Origin of the sequence: Stutzerimonas kunmingensis, assembly GCF_002929225.1 — a bacterium.
GTDB lineage: Bacteria > Pseudomonadota > Gammaproteobacteria > Pseudomonadales > Pseudomonadaceae > Stutzerimonas.
The window spans coordinates 308,691-326,297 of sequence record NZ_PISM01000004.1 but is presented as its reverse complement, the minus strand read 5'-3'; the positions used below and the strand labels follow the sequence as shown (position 1 = coordinate 326,297).

The following is a 17,607-nucleotide window of genomic DNA, read 5'->3' as shown; positions in this document are numbered from 1 at the left end:
CCTCGCCATTCACTACACACAAAAACACAGCTTTCCTGTGAGCTACCTCATGTGGCTACCTTGCTTGTAATCCCGCCCCTCAAATGTCAATGAAACACGTGAAAACCCGACACATTTCCCTGCTTTACAAAGGCTTACCTATTACTCCACCCACTTGGCGGCCTTTCATTGACTTTTTGGGGCCGGTATTAGTTGAGGCATTTTTGCTGCGCCGCGCGCCCACCTTCGGACAGGTTTCAAGCACAATGTATATGCGAATAGGAATGTAGCGTTGTAGTATGTTGTATGGTGCTACTACATACTACAATCTACAAACCGCACACATTTCAGCCTGCTACCAGATTTTAACTGCCTACTATCCTGATGTATGGGAATACAGCTTTCCTGAGCGTCCCTGTAAGGCGTTTCAGACATTACCTCCTCTTCACCACTGTCAGCCTATGATCGACGCTCCTAGGGCTTATGAGGCCGGTTTGGTCGTCCTTCGGACGGATTGAACGCCAAGGAGAAGGGTTTGCGCCTGGCGAGCATACAAAATCGGCCTCCCTCTTGGCGTTAAAACATCGGCCGGAGGCCGATAGAATTGGCAAGGCATGAACGCGCCATTAAGGCGCGGGCTATGCCGCGCATGATGGATATTCTTTGGAATATCTTGGATCGATTTCCAAAACAGGCCGGAAAGCCTTGTCCTGCAAGCGTTTGCGCGATTGGAGCGGATACCGTTATGCCGGGGATGGGATACTGTTATGCCGGGGGACGGGTGCTATTATGCCGGGGAAGGGTGCTGTCACGCCGGGGGTTGGCATGGTTGATCCCTGGCCGCCTAATCTCCCATTTCCCCTTGGCGTATTCATGTACAGTCCAGCCCACTAAAATCAGTTCAGTCAACGCTTTTCGGGCCGTTTGGCGACGCTTTTTCAAGGTGTTGGGGTTCTTCGTTTCGTCCGGCCAGACGTAGTTGCAAAGGGTATCCAGTTCTACGCGTCCAGATTTACCGGCATCAATCCAGCCCGATAATCGCTGATGAATTAATCGAGCGGGATCGGTCTGTAGCGCCCGAACCTCAGTCATGTCGAGGCGAGTATGTGGACGCTCTCCCATTACAGCCTCTGCTAATCGAGGGTTCAGGCTGACAAACAGCTTACCTTCCCGGTCGTCGCTGACGTAATCGGACAGGATACGGAACCCCTGACGCTGCCCGTTACGTTCCACAATGACAGATACTGCCCATAGTCGCTCGATGCTATCGCGGATAGTTTTGAACTGGCTGCCTCCATCGTCGGCATATCCAAGTTCCCGGGCCAGTTGTCGGAAGCTGCCCTTAGCAACCATCGCGTCCTTCTCAACCGCGTCCCACTTGAGGTCTAGCAAGAGGCGCAATTGCTGCCCAACCTCTGACTCTGTTTCGTTTCGCAGCACAATCCCGCGCCCCCCATCACCAGAAATTGCGGCCATAGCCACAAGCCCTTGTAGGATACGAAGATCATCAACTCCCAGAGGCTCAGGTCCCCAGAAACGGATAGAATCCTCGCCATGGGTATAGGTTACGTCCAGCTTAAGCCGTTTCCGCTCTCCACGCTTCAGGCTACGAAACAAGCCAGGAGCCAAGCAATGGGCTGGGTCATGTCGAACATGGGTAAGATCAAAGCTCATCGCGCATACCACTCTTAGATTTATTGAATGGCAGCACTCTATTGGATTTACTCTGCTTCTCTAATACGGCAGGCTTTAGTACCCCTCCTTCATGTCGTCGATACCACTTGTCAGAGATAGGGGCAGAGTAATTAAGCTTAGGGAAGGACCATCGCACAAAATGGCGGCGGCATTCTTCGTCTACTCCCCATGTTTCGGCTTCTGCCGCCCCCATGCCAATTAAATTCGCTTGAAAGCGGGCGTTATCCGTGAGCACAGAACTGCCTCGGCTAGCCTGCTGAGCGTCGCCACTGTTAAACGCACCGGCTTTGTTTGTATGGTGCAGGAATAAAATGCTGGTTCTATTAGCTCTGCAAAGTTGTTCCATGTAGGCCAACAACCCTGCCATATGGCCTCCATCATTTTCGTCCAACTGATGAAACCGGCGTAACGTGTCGATTACTACTAGGCGAGCACCTCGAGTGACGTTCTCAATCCAATTCCGCCACTCTCCACTCATCATATCGGCACTGAAACCGACCAGAGGGACAACCGCTAAGTTGTTATACATGGCCTCACGCTGGCTGGTGTTGAGGTGTCGACCTATAGCGTGAAAACGTCCATTTAACACGTCTGCAGGATCTTCTCCGGTTAAAAATACCACTGGACCAGTGACCAGCCGCCACGCACTGTCCATCTCAGACAAATTCAATAGATCCGCACCGGTAGCAACCGTTACGGCAACTTGTAGAGCAAGCATGGTTTTACCTGTTCCACCAGGACTTACCAATGCTCCAACTGTTCCTGATTTGAAACCAGGAAATACAAAATCAAGGGGTTCCGGCTCGTTCTCAACAGCACTTCTTAAATCGAGCCACGAAATTTCGATGGCCATGCTGTTACGCCTCTATGGTATTGCCAGGTCGAGCAGCCTGAATGCCTGAAGACCTACGCTCCTCAATCCATTGCTCTACTTCTGACAAGTCCCATGCGACGTTTCTGCTGGTAAGCGCAATTCGGCGTGGGAACTCCCCACGCTGTTCCAGGTTATAAATTGTGCGCGTTGAAAGAGGGATCATCTCCAGGAGCTGCTTCCTGTTGATGAGGGTTTTGGCAGTGTGCATGGTCAATACCTCTCAAATGAATGCGCTTGATGTCTCAAGCGGACTATTCATCGAGTAGCGTCTGCTAATCGGTAATTGACCTTCCCGATGCCGGAGGGCGGCCTTGAATGGAAATTTGGCATCAATGTACGCCAATTATGCTATCAAAGATATCAAAATTAGCAACCATCGAACCTTTAAAAAAATGACAACTACCCACTTTTAGGCAGTCCATTCATCAATCATGTCAGCCCAGTCCTGCAACATGGCTGTGCGCTGCTCGCGATACTCGGCTTTGTTATAGATCGCCCTCACACCCTTTTGCTCATGCGCCAGGCATTTCTCAATCCAGTCGGTGTTGTAACCGGCTTCATGGAGCAAGGTACTGGCTGTTCGTCTCAAGTCGTGCGGGCCGAATTTGGCAAGCAGCTGCCCCTCTTTCTGAGCCAGCTTGTAAGTCATCGTCATCACCCGGTTCAGCGTGGCACTGCTCATGGGCACGTCAGAATCGTAACGCGACGGCAGCACATAATCCGATCCACCGGAGAACGTCTTCAAAGCGATGAAGATGTCCATAGCCTGCCTGGATAGAAACACCAGGTGAGGATTACGCCGCTTCATCCTTTCTTTGGGGATCGTCCAGAGCGCTTCGCTGAAGTTGATCTCACTCCAGGTAGCATTCGTCAGCTCGCTTTTTCGCACCATCGTCAACAACAACAGTTTGACCGCTGCACGGATCGATGGTGATGTACCAATACGCCCCATGTACTGATACATGATCCTGATTTCTTCAGGCGCCAGAGTTCGATCTCTCGGCTCAAATCTGGCAATGCTTGCTGGCCGCACCAGATCTGCCGGGTTCTCAACCTTCTGGCCTCGCTCAGTGGCCCAGCGGTATACCTGGAGTACAATCTCACGCGCATGAACCGCCGTAGCAGGCGCTCCACGCTCTACGATGGCGTCGGTCAATGCTCGCAAGTCCTCGTGAGTGATTTCGGTCAGCTTTTGATTGCCGAATTTTGTTTCCAGCTCTCTCGTATAAACCGAGCGGCGCATATCACGGGTAGAGTCGGCCATCTGGTAGCCACGTAGCCATTTTTCCGCCCAGGCACCAAAGGTTTCAGCTCCTTTTACACGCGCCTTGTCTCGGGCCTTCTCCTTCGCTGGCGACTTTCCATCAGCGACCATCCGCTTGGCCTCACCAAGTCGCTCACGGGCTTCTGCGAGAGTGATACCCCCAACGCCGTAACGACCAAAGGTGATCGTCTCTTGCCTGCCATTGATCGAGTAGTTGTAACGGAATGAGATGGAACCGGCAGGGGTGACAGCCACATAAAGGCCGTCCCGGTCATTCACTTTGTAGAGTTTATCCCTCGGCTTGAGGTTTCGCAGCTTGGTATCGGTCAGCAAGAGTCTTATCCTTCTTCGATTCCGATACCATGCTGAAAGATCACCCAAAATTCAGGCTTTAATCACAATAAAAACAGTAACTTAAGCATTTTCGATACCATGAAAACACAGGATCAAGCAGCATGGTATCGGCTATCACTCATGGCATCATGCCTCGATAATACCACCTCAGATACCACGCTCAAGCGGTGCTTCCCAATGCCATTGGTTGCCAGACAATGCCAGACATAAAAACAAAAAAGCCCATGAAAACATGGGCTTAAGCGTCATTTAATGCCAGTTAGTACCAGCCAGTGCCTAACGTGTGATCACTCCCACTCGATGGTGGCCGGCGGCTTGCTCGACACATCGTAGGTCACGCGGGAGATGCCTTCGATTTCGTTGATGATGCGGTTGGACACCTTTTCCAGCAACTCATAAGGCAGGTGCGCCCAACGTGCGGTCATGAAGTCGATGGTTTCCACCGCGCGCAGCGCGACGACCCAGGCGTAGCGGCGGCCGTCGCCGACCACACCGACCGATTTCACCGGCTGGAACACCACGAAGGCCTGGCTGGTCTTGTGGTACCAGTCGAAGTTGCGCAGCTCTTCGATGAAGATGTGATCCGCGCGACGCAGCAGGTCGGCATATTCCTTCTTCACTTCGCCTAGGATGCGCACACCCAGACCCGGGCCCGGGAACGGGTGACGGTAGACCATGTCGTAGGGCAGGCCGAGTTCCAGGCCGATCTTGCGCACCTCGTCCTTGAACAGTTCACGCAGCGGCTCGACCAGCTTGAGGTTCATTTCCTCCGGCAGGCCGCCGACGTTGTGGTGGGACTTGATCACATGGGCCTTGCCGCTCTTGGCGCCGGCCGACTCGATCACGTCGGGGTAGATGGTGCCCTGGGCGAGGAACTGGATGTTGTCCAGCTTACTGGCTTCTGCATCGAACACGTCGATAAAGGTACGACCGATGATCTTGCGCTTCTTCTCTGGATCGGCCTCGCCCTCGAGGTTACCGAGGAACTGTGCCTCGGCGTCGGCGCGAATCACCTTGACGCCCATATTCTCGGCGAACATGGCCATCACCTGGTCACCCTCGTGCAGGCGCAGCAGGCCGTTGTCGACGAACACGCAGGTCAGCTGATCGCCGATCGCCTTGTGCAGCAGCGCCGCAACCACCGACGAATCGACACCGCCGGAAAGGCCGAGCAGCACGTTGGCATCACCGACCTGGGCACGCACCTGGGCGATGGCGTCTTCGACGATGTTGGACGGCGTCCACAGCGCTTCGCAGCCACAGATGTCGAGAATGAAACGGGAAAGGATGCGGCCGCCCTGGCGGGTGTGAGTCACTTCCGGATGGAACTGCACGCCGTAGTAACGGCGGTCGTCGTCACCCATGGCTGCGATCGGGCAGCTCGGCGTGCTGGCGAGGATATGGAAACCTTCCGGCAGCGTGGTGACCTTGTCGCCGTGGCTCATCCACACGTCGAGGCCGAACACACCGTCGTCATCCATGTGGTCTTCGATGCCGTCGAACAGCTTCGACTTGCCGACCAGATCGACGCGGGCATAGCCGAACTCGCGAACGTCGGAGCCCTGCACCTTCCCACCCAGCTGCTCGGACATGGTCTGCATGCCGTAGCAGATGCCGAACAGCGGCACACCGAGATCGAACACGGCCTGCGGCGCGCGCGGGCTGCCCGCCTCGTGAACCGACTCCGGGCCGCCGGCGAGAATGATGCCGCGTGGCGCGAAGGCACGGATGTCGTCCTCGCTCATGTCCCACGGATGCAGCTCGCAATACACGCCGATCTCGCGCACGCGGCGGGCGATCAGCTGGGTGTACTGGGAACCGAAGTCGAGGATCAGGATGCGGTGGGCGTGAATGTCTTGGTGAGCCATGAGCTTTCCTTCGGAAAGAGCCTGAAGCTGAAAGCCGGAAGCTGGAAGCCGAAGCCAGGATCTCTCCCCGCTCCCGCTGCCAGCTTCCGGCGCCTGTCTAGCTGAGCGGATCAACCCACTCGGTAATTCGGGGCTTCCTTGGTGATCTGCACGTCATGCACGTGTGACTCGGCCATGCCGGCACCGGTGATACGCACGAACTGCGGCTTGCTGCGCATCTCGTCGACGGTAGCACTGCCGGTATAGCCCATGGATGCACGCAGACCGCCCATCAGCTGGTGGATGATCGCGGCCAGCGAGCCCTTGTACGGTACGCGGCCTTCGATGCCTTCGGGGACCAGCTTCTCGGCGCCGGCGGCGGAGTCCTGGAAGTAACGATCCGAGGAGCCCTGTGCCTGGGACATGGCACCCAGCGAGCCCATGCCGCGGTAAGCCTTGTAGGAACGGCCCTGGAACAGCTCGATTTCGCCCGGGGCTTCTTCGGTACCGGCGAACATCGAGCCCATCATCACGGCGTTGGCGCCTGCAACGATGGCCTTGGACAGGTCACCGGAGAAGCGGATACCACCGTCGGCGATCATCGGCACGCCGGTGCCTTCCAGTGCGGCGGATACGTTGGCGATGGCGGAGATCTGCGGCACGCCGACACCGGCGACGATGCGTGTGGTGCAGATTGAGCCCGGGCCGATACCGACCTTGACCGCATCGGCGCCGGCCTTGACCAGGTCCAGCGCAGCTTCGGCAGTGGCGATGTTGCCGCCGATCACCTGCACCTGCGGGAAGTTCTCCTTCACCCAACGCACGCGATCGATCACGCCACGGGAATGGCCGTGGGCGGTGTCCACCACCACCACATCGACACCGGCAGCAGCCAGTGCTTCGACGCGATCACCGGTATCGGCGCCGGTACCGACCGCTGCGCCAACGCGCAGACGCCCCTGGCTGTCCTTGGAGGCCAGCGGGTAGGTCTTGGCTTTCTCGATGTCGCGGAAGGTGACCAGGCCGCGCAGGTGGAAATTGCCGTCTACCACGAGCATCTTCTCGATGCGGTGCTTGTAGAGCTCAGTCTTGATTTCTTCCAGGGCGGTGCCTTCGAGCACGGTGACCAGCTTTTCCTTGGGCGTCATGATCGCCGCGACCGAGTCGCCGGCATTGGGCGTGAAGCGCAGATCTCGACCGGTGACAATGCCGACCAGCTTCTTGCCGGACACTACCGGAAAGCCGGAGAAGCCCAGTTCATGCGCCTTGCGCAGCAGCTCGCTGATCTTGGTTTCCGGCGTGACGGTGACCGGATCGTGAACGATGGCGGTCTCGTGACGCTTGACCTTGCGCACCTCGGCAGCCTGCTGCTCGATGCTCATGTTCTTGTGGATGATGCCGATGCCGCCTTCCTGAGCCATGGCAATGGCCAGGCGCGCTTCGGTGACGGTGTCCATGGCCGCGGAAACCAGCGGAATGTTCAGCTCGATTTCGCGGGTCAGACGGGTCTTCAGGCTGACATCCTTCGGCAAAACCTCGGAATATCCCGGGATCAGGAGAACATCATCGAAAGTCAGGGCTTCTTGGCTGATACGCAGCATGGCGGGGGCTCCCAGGCGGGAAAAAGGAAGCGCGGCATTATACCCACGCACCCCTTCACGCTCAATGCGGATGTGAGGCGCGTCGCGCACGGCGAAATGCGCGGCATCGCCGAAATGACCGATCGGTCACGGCCGATCAATCACCAGCGCCACCTTGAAGCCCAGGCGTTCGGCGAATTCATCGAGAAACGACTGGCGAAGGCCGGCCTCGCCCCAGCCATTGAAGATAAAGCCGAGATTGGAAAAGCCGCACGCCGGAATGAACAGGAAGCCGTTGATGTCGTCTTCGAAGCCACACTCCGGACAGGTAAAATTGTCGGTCTGCTTAGGCATCCACTCGTCGAGGCTTTCAAACAACGCCTCGCCAATCTCGCGACGGCATTCGGGGCAGCCTGCCTCCTCGGCGAAATCCCGTGTTGGCGTGTAGATGCAGCGCTTGGTCACCACTTCAAGGCCGTTGATGGCCTCGCCAAAAGGCAAGCGTTCCGGATGCTGCACGACACTGCGCGCGCCGGAAGCGATAGCGTAGCCCATGCCGCCAACGCCGCGACCGCAGGTGGTCGGCAGCGCCTCGACGATGCGCCGCTCGGCCAGCCAGCGCAGAATCATCCGCGCCTTGGCTTCGTGCGCTGGAAACGTGGAAATGCGCGGCACAATGATCGCTTGACTGTGGCTCATGGCGGCTCGGAACGGGAGATGAAGAAAGGCCGCGCAGCTTAGCGCCACCCATTGGCCGGTCAAGGCCCGCTGGACGGACGCGAAGCAGTTTCGGTTTCCGCCTGGCCGCGCCCGGCTTATCATCGTCGCCATGCTCAAAGATCCCTTCCAGCGTCTCAATCTCGATCGCGAAGTACTGACCGTCAGCCAGCTCAACGGCCGCGCGCGGCTGCTGCTGGAGGACGTGTTCGCCCAGGTCTGGGTCGAAGGCGAGATTTCCAACCTCGCCCGCCCGGCTTCCGGCCACATCTATTTCACCCTCAAGGACAAGAACGCCCAGGTGCGTTGCGCGTTGTTCCGGCAGAACGCGGCGCGGGTACGCCAGGCGCTGCGCGACGGCCTGGCGGTGCGGGTACGCGGCAAGGTCTCGCTGTTCGAGGGGCGCGGTGATTACCAGCTGATTCTCGATACGCTGGAGCCGGCCGGTGACGGCGCTTTGCGCCTAGCCTTCGAGGCACTCAAGGAAAAGCTCAGCGCCGAAGGTCTGTTCGCTGCCGAACGCAAGGCTGCCCTGCCCGCCCACCCGCGGCGCATCGGCATCGTCAGCTCGCCGACCGGCGCGGTCATTCGCGACATCATCTCGGTGTTCAAACGCCGCGCGCCGCAGGTCGAGCTGACGCTGATTCCAACCGCCGTGCAAGGTCGCGAAGCCACCGGACAGATCGTCCGCGCACTGCAGCTGGCCGATGCCCAGGGCTTCGATGCGCTGATTCTGGCCCGCGGCGGCGGTTCGCTGGAGGACCTCTGGTGCTTCAACGAAGAAGCGGTGGCGCGCGCGGTGGATGCCTGTGTCACGCCGATTGTCAGCGCCGTGGGCCACGAAACCGATGTCTCGATCGCCGATTTCGTCGCCGATGTTCGCGCGCCGACGCCATCCGCGGCCGCCGAGCTGCTGGCCCCCAGCAGCGCCGACCTGCAACACCGGCTGAGCGGGCTGCAACAGCGCCTGGTGCTGCGCATGCGCGACCGTCTGCACCGTGACGCCATGCGACTGGAAGGCCTGACCCGTCGCCTGCGCCACCCCGGCGAACGGCTGCAGCAGCAGGCCCAGCGCATCGACGACCTCGAGCAGCGCCTGCTGCGCGCCGTCGACCGCCGCCTGTGCAGCGGCCGGGAGAGTCTGGCCCGCCTGGCAACACGCCTGGCCGCGCAACACCCGGGGCGTTCGCTGAATCTGTTGCGGCAGCGACTCGAACACCTCTCCTCGCGTCTGCCGCGAGCGATGCAGGCCAACCTGAAAGGCCGCCGGCAACAGCTACAGGGCCTCGCCCAGACACTTAATGTGGTCAGCCCGCTGGCCACACTCAGCCGCGGCTACAGCATTCTGCTCGACGAGCGCGGCCAGGCGATCCGCAGCGCCAGCCAGACGCAACCTGGCCAGCGCCTCAAGGCCAGGCTCGGCGAGGGCGAATTGGAGGTGCGGGTGGAGGACAATCATCTGGCACCGGTCACGCTGCCGCTGCTCTGACCGGCGGTCGCCAGATGGCCAGCCTTTTCCCCAGCGCAGCTTTACGCGAGGATGGGCCGTTTATTCCAGCGGATCCTTTCATGCCACGCCTTCTCGCCCTGCTGTTGTGCCTCGCCCTTCCCCTTTGCGCCCATGCCGAGGGCTTCATCACCCGTCTGCTGAACAAGCCTGTGCCCGGCGGCGTTGCCGTGATCGAGCTAGGTGACGACGTTAGCGCACCGCAGACTCGCTACCAGGGCAAGCCCACCCTGGTGGTGCGTGAGGATGGCAAACGCTGGATCGCCATCGTCGGCATCCCGCTGTCGGTGAAGCCGGGCGCGCAGCAGCTGGAGATCGATGGCCGCCCCCAAGCCTTCCAGGTCGAGAGCCGCGACTATCGAGCGCAGCACATCACGCTGAAGAACCAGCGCCAGGTCAATCCCAATCCGGCAGACCTCAAGCGCATCGAGCGCGAACTGGACGAACAGACCCGCGCCTACCGGCAGTTCAGCGCCAACCAGCCAAGCAATCTGTTGTTCGATCGCCCGGTGGACGGCCCGCTGTCGTCGCCGTTCGGCCTGCGCCGTTTCTTCAACGGCGAGGAACGTAACCCGCACTCGGGCCTGGATTTCGCCGCCAAGAGCGGCACACCGATCAAGGCACCGGCGGCCGGCAAGGTCATACTCACCGGTGACTACTTCTTCAACGGCAAGACCGTTTTCGTCGACCACGGCCAGGGGCTGATCAGCATGTTCTGCCATCTCTCCGAAATTGGCGTGAAAGTCGGCGACCAGCTTGTGCGAGGCCAGGTGCTCGGCAAGGTCGGCGCGACCGGGCGTGCCACCGGCCCCCATCTGCACTGGAACGTGAGCCTGAACGATGCCCGTGTCGACCCGGCCATCTTCATCGGCGCCTACAAACCCTGAACCACGAGGAAGCACTGCGATGCGTATCAAGGCAACGGATTCCACCCTGCTGATCATCGACATCCAGGAACGCCTGTTTCCGGTGATCCTCGACAATGCAGCCATGGCCGAGCACACCGCCTGGCTGCAACAGGTGGCGCAGCGAATCGGTGTGCCGGTGCTGCTGACCGAGCAGTACAGCAAGGGCCTCGGCCACACGATTTCGGCTCTGCGTGACAACGTCGACGAGACCGCCATTGTCGAGAAGCTGCATTTTTCCGCGGCCGGCGACGGCGAACTGTTCCAGCGCCCGGGTGGCGAACGCCGGCAGTTCGTCATCTGCGGCTGCGAGACTCACGTGTGCGTGCTGCAGACGGTGCTGGACCTGCGCGCCCGTGGCAACGAAGTCTTCGTCGTCGAAGAAGGCGTCAGCTCGCGGCGGGCCAGCGACAAGGCGCTGGCCCTGGAGCGCATGCGCCAGGCCGGCGCGGTGATCGTCTCGCGGGAGATGGTTGCCTTCGAATGGATGGAACGCGCCGGCACCGAACTGTTCAAGAGTATCAGCCGCGAATTTATCCGCTGACCAAGCCACACCGACAAGCCGGGCAGCGGCCAAGGCAATCTGCCAAGGCCGCGCCCTCACCTCTCAATGGAGATTCACATGTCTGACGATCTGGCCGGCTGGCTGGACTGGCTCAGAGCCCACCCCGAACTGCAGACGCTGCTCGCCAGTGCCACGCTGATCTTCGCCGCCTGGCTGTCCAACTGGATCGTCAAGCGCATCCTGGTGCGTGGCCTTTACCGTTTACTGCGCCACACCCGCGATGGCGAACTGCAGGATTTCGGCATCATCAAGCGGCTGTCGAACATCGTCCCGGCACTGGTGCTATCGCTTGGCGTGACGACCGTACCGGGCCTGCCGGAAGCCGCGGTGACCGTGGTGCAGAACGTCTGCGGCGGCTTCATCGTGCTGACCATCGCGCTGGCGCTCGGCGCGGTACTCGACATCATCAACGTGGTCTACCAACGCCGACCGGACGCGCGCCTGCACCCGATCAAGGGCTATCTGCAGGTGGTGAAGATCGTCATCTACGCGATCGCCACCATCCTCATCATCGCTACTCTGATCGACCGTTCGCCGCTGATCCTGCTCTCCGGCCTCGGTGCCATGGCGGCGGTGCTGATGCTGATCTTCCAGGACACCCTGCTTTCGCTGGTGGCCAGCGTACAGATCACCTCCAACGACCTGATCCGCGTCGGCGACTGGGTGGAGATGCCACAGCTCAATGCCGACGGCGACGTGATCGATATCGCGCTGCATACCGTGAAGGTGCAGAACTGGGACAAGACCATCACCAGCATCCCGACCAAGCGCTTTATCTCGGATTCGTTCAAGAACTGGCGCGGCATGCAGGAAAGCGGCGGCCGGCGCATCAAGCGCAGCCTGTATCTGGATCAGCAGAGCGTGCATTTTCTCGATGCCGACGAGCGCAAGCGGCTGTATCGCTTTAGCCTGCTGGAGGATTACCTGGTCAACAAGCGCAAGGAGATCGACGAGTGGAACGCCAAGCTCGCCGAGCGTGGGCAGGACCCGGTCAACACCCGCAGGGTGACCAATCTCGGGACCTTCCGCGCCTATGTCGAGCGCTATCTGCGCGCCCACCCCGGCGTGCACCAGAACATGACGCTGATGGTGCGCCAGCTGAGCCCGACTGCGGACGGCCTGCCGCTGGAAATCTACTGCTTCACCAATACGGTGGCGTGGACGCAGTACGAAGCCATCCAGTCGGACATCTTCGACCACCTGCTGGCGATCCTGCCGGAATTCGGTCTGCGGGTATTCCAGCACCCAAGCGGCGGCGATGTACGCGATTGGCGCGATTGGCGCGATTCACTGCGCCAGCCGGGCGCGCCAGCATTGCAGCAACCGGAAGGACATCCGGCCGAGGAAAGAAGTTAATCGTAGGTTGGCGCTGAGGCACGAAGCCGCTGAAACCGCCTTGAGCGCTGCCCATGCGTCATCCCTGATGCCAGCGCCGCGAACCGCTCCAGCACGCCCCGCGCCTCAGCGCCAACCTACGTCCGGAGCGAGGCGAACCCTCGCTCCTTTACCGCCGTTCTCTCGTTAGAAGCTCATGTCGACCCGCGCCCAGTAGGTGCGGCCCGGTTCGTTGACTCGGCTGGTGGGCTCAAGGCCGTAATCGGCGAAGCCCGCACTGCCGGCTAGATTGAGATGCTCGCTGTAGGCCTTGTCCAGCAGGTTGTCGACGCCCGCACTGAGCTTGAAGTTCTTGTTCAGCCGGTAGGCGCCGTTGACCGCCAGCACGCCGAAGCCGGCGCTCTCGTCGAAGTCCTTGCCGACCACCGTGCCCTGGTTCTCTGCGACCCGACCCTGCGAGGCGACCACGCGCCAGAGGCCACTGGTGCTCCAGTTGTCTCGCTCGTAGGTCAGGCCCAGACGTCCTTCCAGTGGCGGGATCTGCGGCATGGCACGATCGTCGCTGCGGTTCTTGCCCCAGGCATAGGCCAGGCTCGCATCACCCTTCCAGTTGCTGGTGAAACGGTAGCTGGCGCCCATCTCGGCTCCAGCGATGGTAGCGTCGATGTTGCTGACCTCGGCGCGAAGCATGCCGGGCATTACGCCGGGCACATAGCTGAACAGAATGTAATCCTCGACCAGGCCGGCATAGGCGGAAACCCAGGCCTCCAGCGGCCCCTTGGCGTATTGCAGGCCGACGTCCAGCTGCGTGGTCTTCTCCGGCCGCACCGAGTCAAAGGGTTGCAGCGTGCCCACCGGGCCGGGATTGGAAACGAACAGCTCCCAATAGTCGGGGAAGCGTTCGGCATGGCCGAGGCCGGCATACCAGGTCGCGGGCAGGCTGACGAGCTCCTCCTCATAGCGCAGGAAGCCGCTGTAGAGCGTGTCGCGACGCGTTTCACCGGCAGTAGGGTTGTCCCAGTTGCGGGAAACGATGGGCATGCTCGAAGCGTCATGACTGCGGAAGAACTCGCGCTCGTCGGTCGCTTCGTGCAGGTCCAGGCGCAGGCCGCTGATGAGCTTCTCGCGCTCGCTGAGCTGCCAGGTCAGCTCGCCGAAGACGCCGTAGCTGTGCAACATCGCGTCCGGCACCCAGGGCAGTGTGTCGCTTCCCGCAGCGGTGACCATCTGGTTGGCGGCGCCGGCCGGGTTCATGACCTTGCGGTGCTCGCTACGCTGAGCATCGACCCCGGCCTTGAGCTCGACATCCGTCCATTGCCAGGTGCCGACCAGCCGGCCACCCAGCGTACGCCGGTCGACCCGCGACAGCGTCGGGTTGGGCATCATCATCGACGGCACGAAATCGCGCAGGCTGTAATTGTCCATGATGTGGTCGGCGTAGTTGTAGTAGACCTGCGCCTCCAGCCCGTAGAAGGTCTCGCCGAGATTGGTCTTCTCGAAGCGCAGCCCCAGGCTCTCACGCTGGAACTGGCTGCCGTCCATCCCGCGCCCGGCATAGCGTGCGTAGCCATCGCCGCGGCCGGCGGTCAGCTCGACCAGGGTGTCCGCATCCGGCGTCCAGCCCAGGGCGATGTCGGTGTTCCACTTGTCGTAACGCGATGGCACGGTATCGCCGTTGCCATCGGCGTAATCGTCAGCCTGGGAGCTGTTGGCCATCAGCCGGGCATAGCCCTGACTGTTGCCGGCGGCGGCGTCCAGGTTGCGGTCGAAGCGACCGTTGGAGGCGGTCAGCAAGCTGCCGTTGAGGCGGTAATCCGGCTCGCTGAACTGCTCGGGCTCGCGCTCGAAGAGCACGGTGGCGGCCGAGGCGCCTGGCCCCCAGAGCACGCTCTGCGGCCCTTTGATGACCGTGAGCTTGTCGAAGGTGTCCGGGCTGATGTACGAGCTCGGCGAATCCATGCGATTCGGGCAGGCGCCGAGCATTTCGCCGCCGTTGGAGAGCAGTTTCAGGCGCGAGCCGAACATGCCGCGGAACACCGGATCGCCGTTGACGCCGCCGTTACGCACGGCGGAAAAGCCGGGAATGGTCTTCAGGTAGTCGGCACCGTCGCTGGCCGGCATCGGCTGACGGGGAATCTTGGGGTCGGTCACCACGGTCAGTGGGGACTGCTGACCGACGCCGGTAATGACCATCGGCGCCAGTTCAACGGCTTCGGCGTGCTCCGCATGGCCGGCATGCTCAGCCTCCGCGGCCAGTGCGCCACTGGCGAGCATTCCCAGCAGCGCGGCATGGGCGAACTGCCAACGCAGGCGGGATGGTTGAATCGAAAAACGCTCAGACAGGCGCGCTCGCGCCGTACAGCCATGAGTAATGCTGGACATAAGAACTTCCACTTCTGCATGTGATTAGGCCGCAACGAGGCGGCTGATTACGGTCAGCAGTGGATAGACGGTGGCGCGCGGGGGTGGCCGCTGCTGCGGCGCAGCGCAGGAGCCTGCGGCTGCTCGGGAAGTGGGTGGAAGTAAGCCGGCGCGTGGCGAGGCAGCACGAGATTGACGGACAGGCTGAGCGGCGGATTGACCGTCAACAGCTCGCAGTAGCCGCAGAGTTCGAGCGCTGCCAGCCAGGCGGGATCGCCCGCACGTGCCTGGCCGTGATGACCGTGGGCGGTTGGCTCATGCTCGGCGTGGTGATGAGGCTGCGCACTGGCCTGGGCGGCCTGGACGGCGGAGAACAACGGGCCGACATGAATCATCAGCATGGCGAACAGGCCAAGCCAGATGCTCATTGTCGAAAGCCGTTTGCGTGTCACCGGCGTGTCCTTCGTGACATGACCCTATGAAGTGGCGGGATGATCGCACAGCCTTTTCGCCCCGGCCGCTGCGACATGAGGCCGCAATAGAGTCGAGCAATCAATCTTCTCTTTTCACCTTCGGACCAGCACAAATCACCTACAAGGTCTGAATACAGCAATAAACCATCAATTTTCTATCACGACTTGCAAGACCCAACCATGAAGCAATAGCTTTGCACCATAAACCACTGCCCGTACTGGGCAAACAAGTTGCTTGCTCAAGCTTCACCTGGGGAAACGCCATGACCATGCTCAAGAACCCGTCGAAAAAATATCGCGCCTTCCCGGCCATCGACATTCCGGATCGCACCTGGCCGTCGAAGACGATCACCCAGGCACCGATCTGGCTGAGCTCGGATCTGCGCGACGGCAATCAGTCGCTGATCGAGCCGATGGATGCCGCGAAGAAGATGCGTTTCTTCAAGACACTGGTGCAGGTCGGCATCAAGGAAATCGAGGTTGGCTTCCCCTCTGCTTCGCAGACCGACTTCGACTTCGTTCGCGAGCTGATCGAAGGCGGGCACATCCCTGACGACGTCACCATCCAGGTGCTGACCCAGGCGCGCGAGGATCTGATCACCCGCACCTTCGAGTCGCTGAAGGGCGCCAAGCAGGCCATCGTCCACTACTACAACGCCACCGCGCCGAGTTTCCGCCGCATCGTCTTCAATCAGGACAAGGCCGGCGTGGTGAACATCGCTGTCAACGCGGCACAGATCATCAAGCGCCTGGCTGCGCAGAACCCGGAAACCGCCTGGCGTTTCGAGTACTCGCCGGAGATCTTCAGTTCCACCGAGCCGGAGTTCGCCGTCGAAGTCTGCAACGCGGTGATCGAGGTGTTCCAGCCGACGCCCGAGCAGAAGCTGATCCTCAACCTGCCGGCCACGGTGGAAGCCGCCACGCCCAATATCTACGCCGACCAGATCGAGTGGTTCTGCCGCCACGTCGACCGTCGCGACAGCGTGCTGGTCAGCCTGCACACCCACAACGACCGCGGCACCGGCGTGGCCGCCACCGAGCTGGGCCTGATGGCCGGCGCTGATCGCGTCGAAGGCTGCCTGTTCGGCAATGGCGAGCGCACCGGCAACGTCGACCTGGTCACCGTGGCGCTGAACATGTACACCCAGGGCATCGACCCGCAACTGGACTTCTCCGACATCGACGCCGTGCGCAAGGTGGTCGAGGAATGCAACCAGTTGCCGGTACACCCGCGCCATCCCTATGTCGGTGATCTGGTGCATACCGCGTTCTCCGGCTCGCACCAGGATGCGATCCGCAAGGGCTTTTCCCTGCAGGACCCGGAAGGCGTCTGGGAGGTGCCGTATCTGCCGATCGACCCGGCCGACATCGGCCGCAGCTACGAGGCGGTGATTCGCGTCAACAGCCAGTCCGGCAAGGGCGGCATCACCTTCCTGCTCGAGCAGGAATACGGCATCAGCCTGCCGCGGCGCATGCAGATCGAGTTCAGCCAGGTGGTGCAGAAGGAAACCGACCGCCTGGGCCTGGAGATGAGTGCCAAGCAGATCTACGCGCTGCTGGAAGCCGAGTACCTGCAGGCCACCGCGCCGTACACGCTCAAGGGCCATCGTCTGCAGGAAGAGAACGGCACCAGTGCGGTGGATGTGGAAGTCGCGACCGATGGCGAGATCGCTCACTGGCGCGGCATCGGCAAGGGGCCGTTGGAAGCGCTGGTCGCCGCGTTGCCAGTGAAGCTGGAGATCATGGACTACCACGAGCATTCCATCGGCGCCGGCAGCAACGCCAAGGCCGCTGCTTATATCGAGGTACGCCTGGACGGCGAGCGCCCGCTGCACGGTATCGGCATCGACGAAAACATCACCACCGCCAGCATCCGTGCGCTGTTCAGTGCCATGAACCGGGCCTTGCGAGAGTCGCAGGAGCAGGCCGCCTGAGCCCCTGCGGCGAGCCCATCGGGCTCGCCATTCCTGAGCGCTACGCCGGCAAGCTCGTCCCGCCGGCGCCATCACCGATGGCGCCGGCACATTGTTGCGACGCCGCCACGCGTCGCAGGTCGCGCCCGACTGCGGTGAGCGACTGAACTGTTCGCCTCCCAATACCCTCCCAACTCAGTCAGCCAGGCCCGGCAATTCGGCAGAAACACGTCAGCCA

The 17,607-nt window shown here is 60.9% G+C and carries 14 protein-coding genes; 5 read left to right on the top strand and 9 right to left on the bottom strand.

Annotation, left to right across the window (positions count from 1 at the left end):
• Positions 1–744: 744 nt before the first annotated feature.
• From repC to CW305_RS02525, 7 genes are all read right to left on the bottom strand, one after another.
• A complete protein-coding gene (gene repC / locus CW305_RS02555; RefSeq protein WP_011785206.1) occupies positions 745–1,653 on the bottom strand; it encodes a replication protein C, IncQ-type in 909 nt (302 codons plus the stop codon).
• The gene (locus tag CW305_RS02550) at positions 1,643–2,527 is read right to left on the bottom strand and encodes a helicase RepA family protein (protein ID WP_011785207.1); all 885 of its coding nucleotides are present in this window, start codon (positions 2,525–2,527) and stop codon (positions 1,643–1,645) included. The genes repC and CW305_RS02550 overlap by 11 nt, the downstream gene beginning before the upstream one ends.
• A gap of 4 nt (positions 2,528–2,531) precedes the next feature.
• The gene (locus tag CW305_RS02545; protein WP_011785208.1) at positions 2,532–2,756 is read right to left on the bottom strand and encodes a helix-turn-helix transcriptional regulator; all 225 of its coding nucleotides are present in this window, start codon (positions 2,754–2,756) and stop codon (positions 2,532–2,534) included.
• Positions 2,757–2,957: 201 nt separating this feature from the next.
• Positions 2,958–4,145 (bottom strand): tyrosine-type recombinase/integrase, encoded by a 1,188-nt coding sequence (locus CW305_RS02540; RefSeq protein ID WP_011785209.1) that lies wholly within the window; start codon positions 4,143–4,145, stop codon positions 2,958–2,960.
• 308 nt (positions 4,146–4,453) lie between these two features.
• Complete coding sequence (gene guaA, locus CW305_RS02535; RefSeq protein ID WP_042928273.1) at positions 4,454–6,034, bottom strand: glutamine-hydrolyzing GMP synthase; 1,581 nt, start codon at positions 6,032–6,034, stop codon at positions 4,454–4,456.
• A 110-nt stretch (positions 6,035–6,144) separates the two neighbouring features.
• The gene (gene guaB / locus CW305_RS02530; RefSeq protein WP_044316104.1) at positions 6,145–7,614 is read right to left on the bottom strand and encodes an IMP dehydrogenase; all 1,470 of its coding nucleotides are present in this window, start codon (positions 7,612–7,614) and stop codon (positions 6,145–6,147) included.
• Between the two features lie 126 nt (positions 7,615–7,740).
• Positions 7,741–8,292, bottom strand: coding sequence for a hypothetical protein (locus CW305_RS02525; protein WP_044316105.1), 552 nt, complete (start codon positions 8,290–8,292; stop codon positions 7,741–7,743).
• 130 nt (positions 8,293–8,422) lie between these two features.
• Between CW305_RS02525 and xseA the strand changes: the two genes are divergently transcribed.
• The 4 genes from xseA (at position 8,423) to CW305_RS02505 (ending at position 12,643) form a co-directional block, all read left to right on the top strand.
• The gene (xseA, locus tag CW305_RS02520) at positions 8,423–9,799 is read left to right on the top strand and encodes an exodeoxyribonuclease VII large subunit (protein ID WP_104097031.1); all 1,377 of its coding nucleotides are present in this window, start codon (positions 8,423–8,425) and stop codon (positions 9,797–9,799) included.
• An 80-nt stretch (positions 9,800–9,879) separates the two neighbouring features.
• A complete protein-coding gene (locus tag CW305_RS02515; RefSeq protein WP_104097030.1) occupies positions 9,880–10,704 on the top strand; it encodes a M23 family metallopeptidase in 825 nt (274 codons plus the stop codon).
• 19 nt (positions 10,705–10,723) lie between these two features.
• Complete coding sequence (locus CW305_RS02510; protein WP_104097029.1) at positions 10,724–11,266, top strand: hydrolase; 543 nt, start codon at positions 10,724–10,726, stop codon at positions 11,264–11,266.
• A 78-nt stretch (positions 11,267–11,344) separates the two neighbouring features.
• Positions 11,345–12,643: a mechanosensitive ion channel family protein gene (locus tag CW305_RS02505; protein ID WP_104097028.1), complete on the top strand. Its 1,299-nt coding sequence runs from the start codon at positions 11,345–11,347 to the stop codon at positions 12,641–12,643.
• A gap of 165 nt (positions 12,644–12,808) precedes the next feature.
• Here CW305_RS02505 and CW305_RS02500 read toward each other — a convergent pair whose 3' ends face one another.
• Both CW305_RS02500 and CW305_RS02495 read right to left on the bottom strand, forming a co-directional pair.
• Positions 12,809–15,004 carry a TonB-dependent copper receptor gene (locus tag CW305_RS02500; RefSeq protein ID WP_104097027.1) on the bottom strand — a complete coding sequence of 732 codons (2,196 nt, stop codon included), beginning with the start codon at positions 15,002–15,004 and terminating at the stop codon, positions 12,809–12,811.
• 53 nt (positions 15,005–15,057) lie between these two features.
• Positions 15,058–15,411: a DUF2946 domain-containing protein gene (locus tag CW305_RS02495; protein WP_104097026.1), complete on the bottom strand. Its 354-nt coding sequence runs from the start codon at positions 15,409–15,411 to the stop codon at positions 15,058–15,060.
• Positions 15,412–15,719: 308 nt separating this feature from the next.
• On the opposite strand from CW305_RS02495, the gene leuA reads away from it, so the two are divergent.
• A complete protein-coding gene (gene leuA, locus CW305_RS02490; protein ID WP_104097025.1) occupies positions 15,720–17,390 on the top strand; it encodes a 2-isopropylmalate synthase in 1,671 nt (556 codons plus the stop codon).
• Positions 17,391–17,607 lie beyond the last annotated feature (217 nt).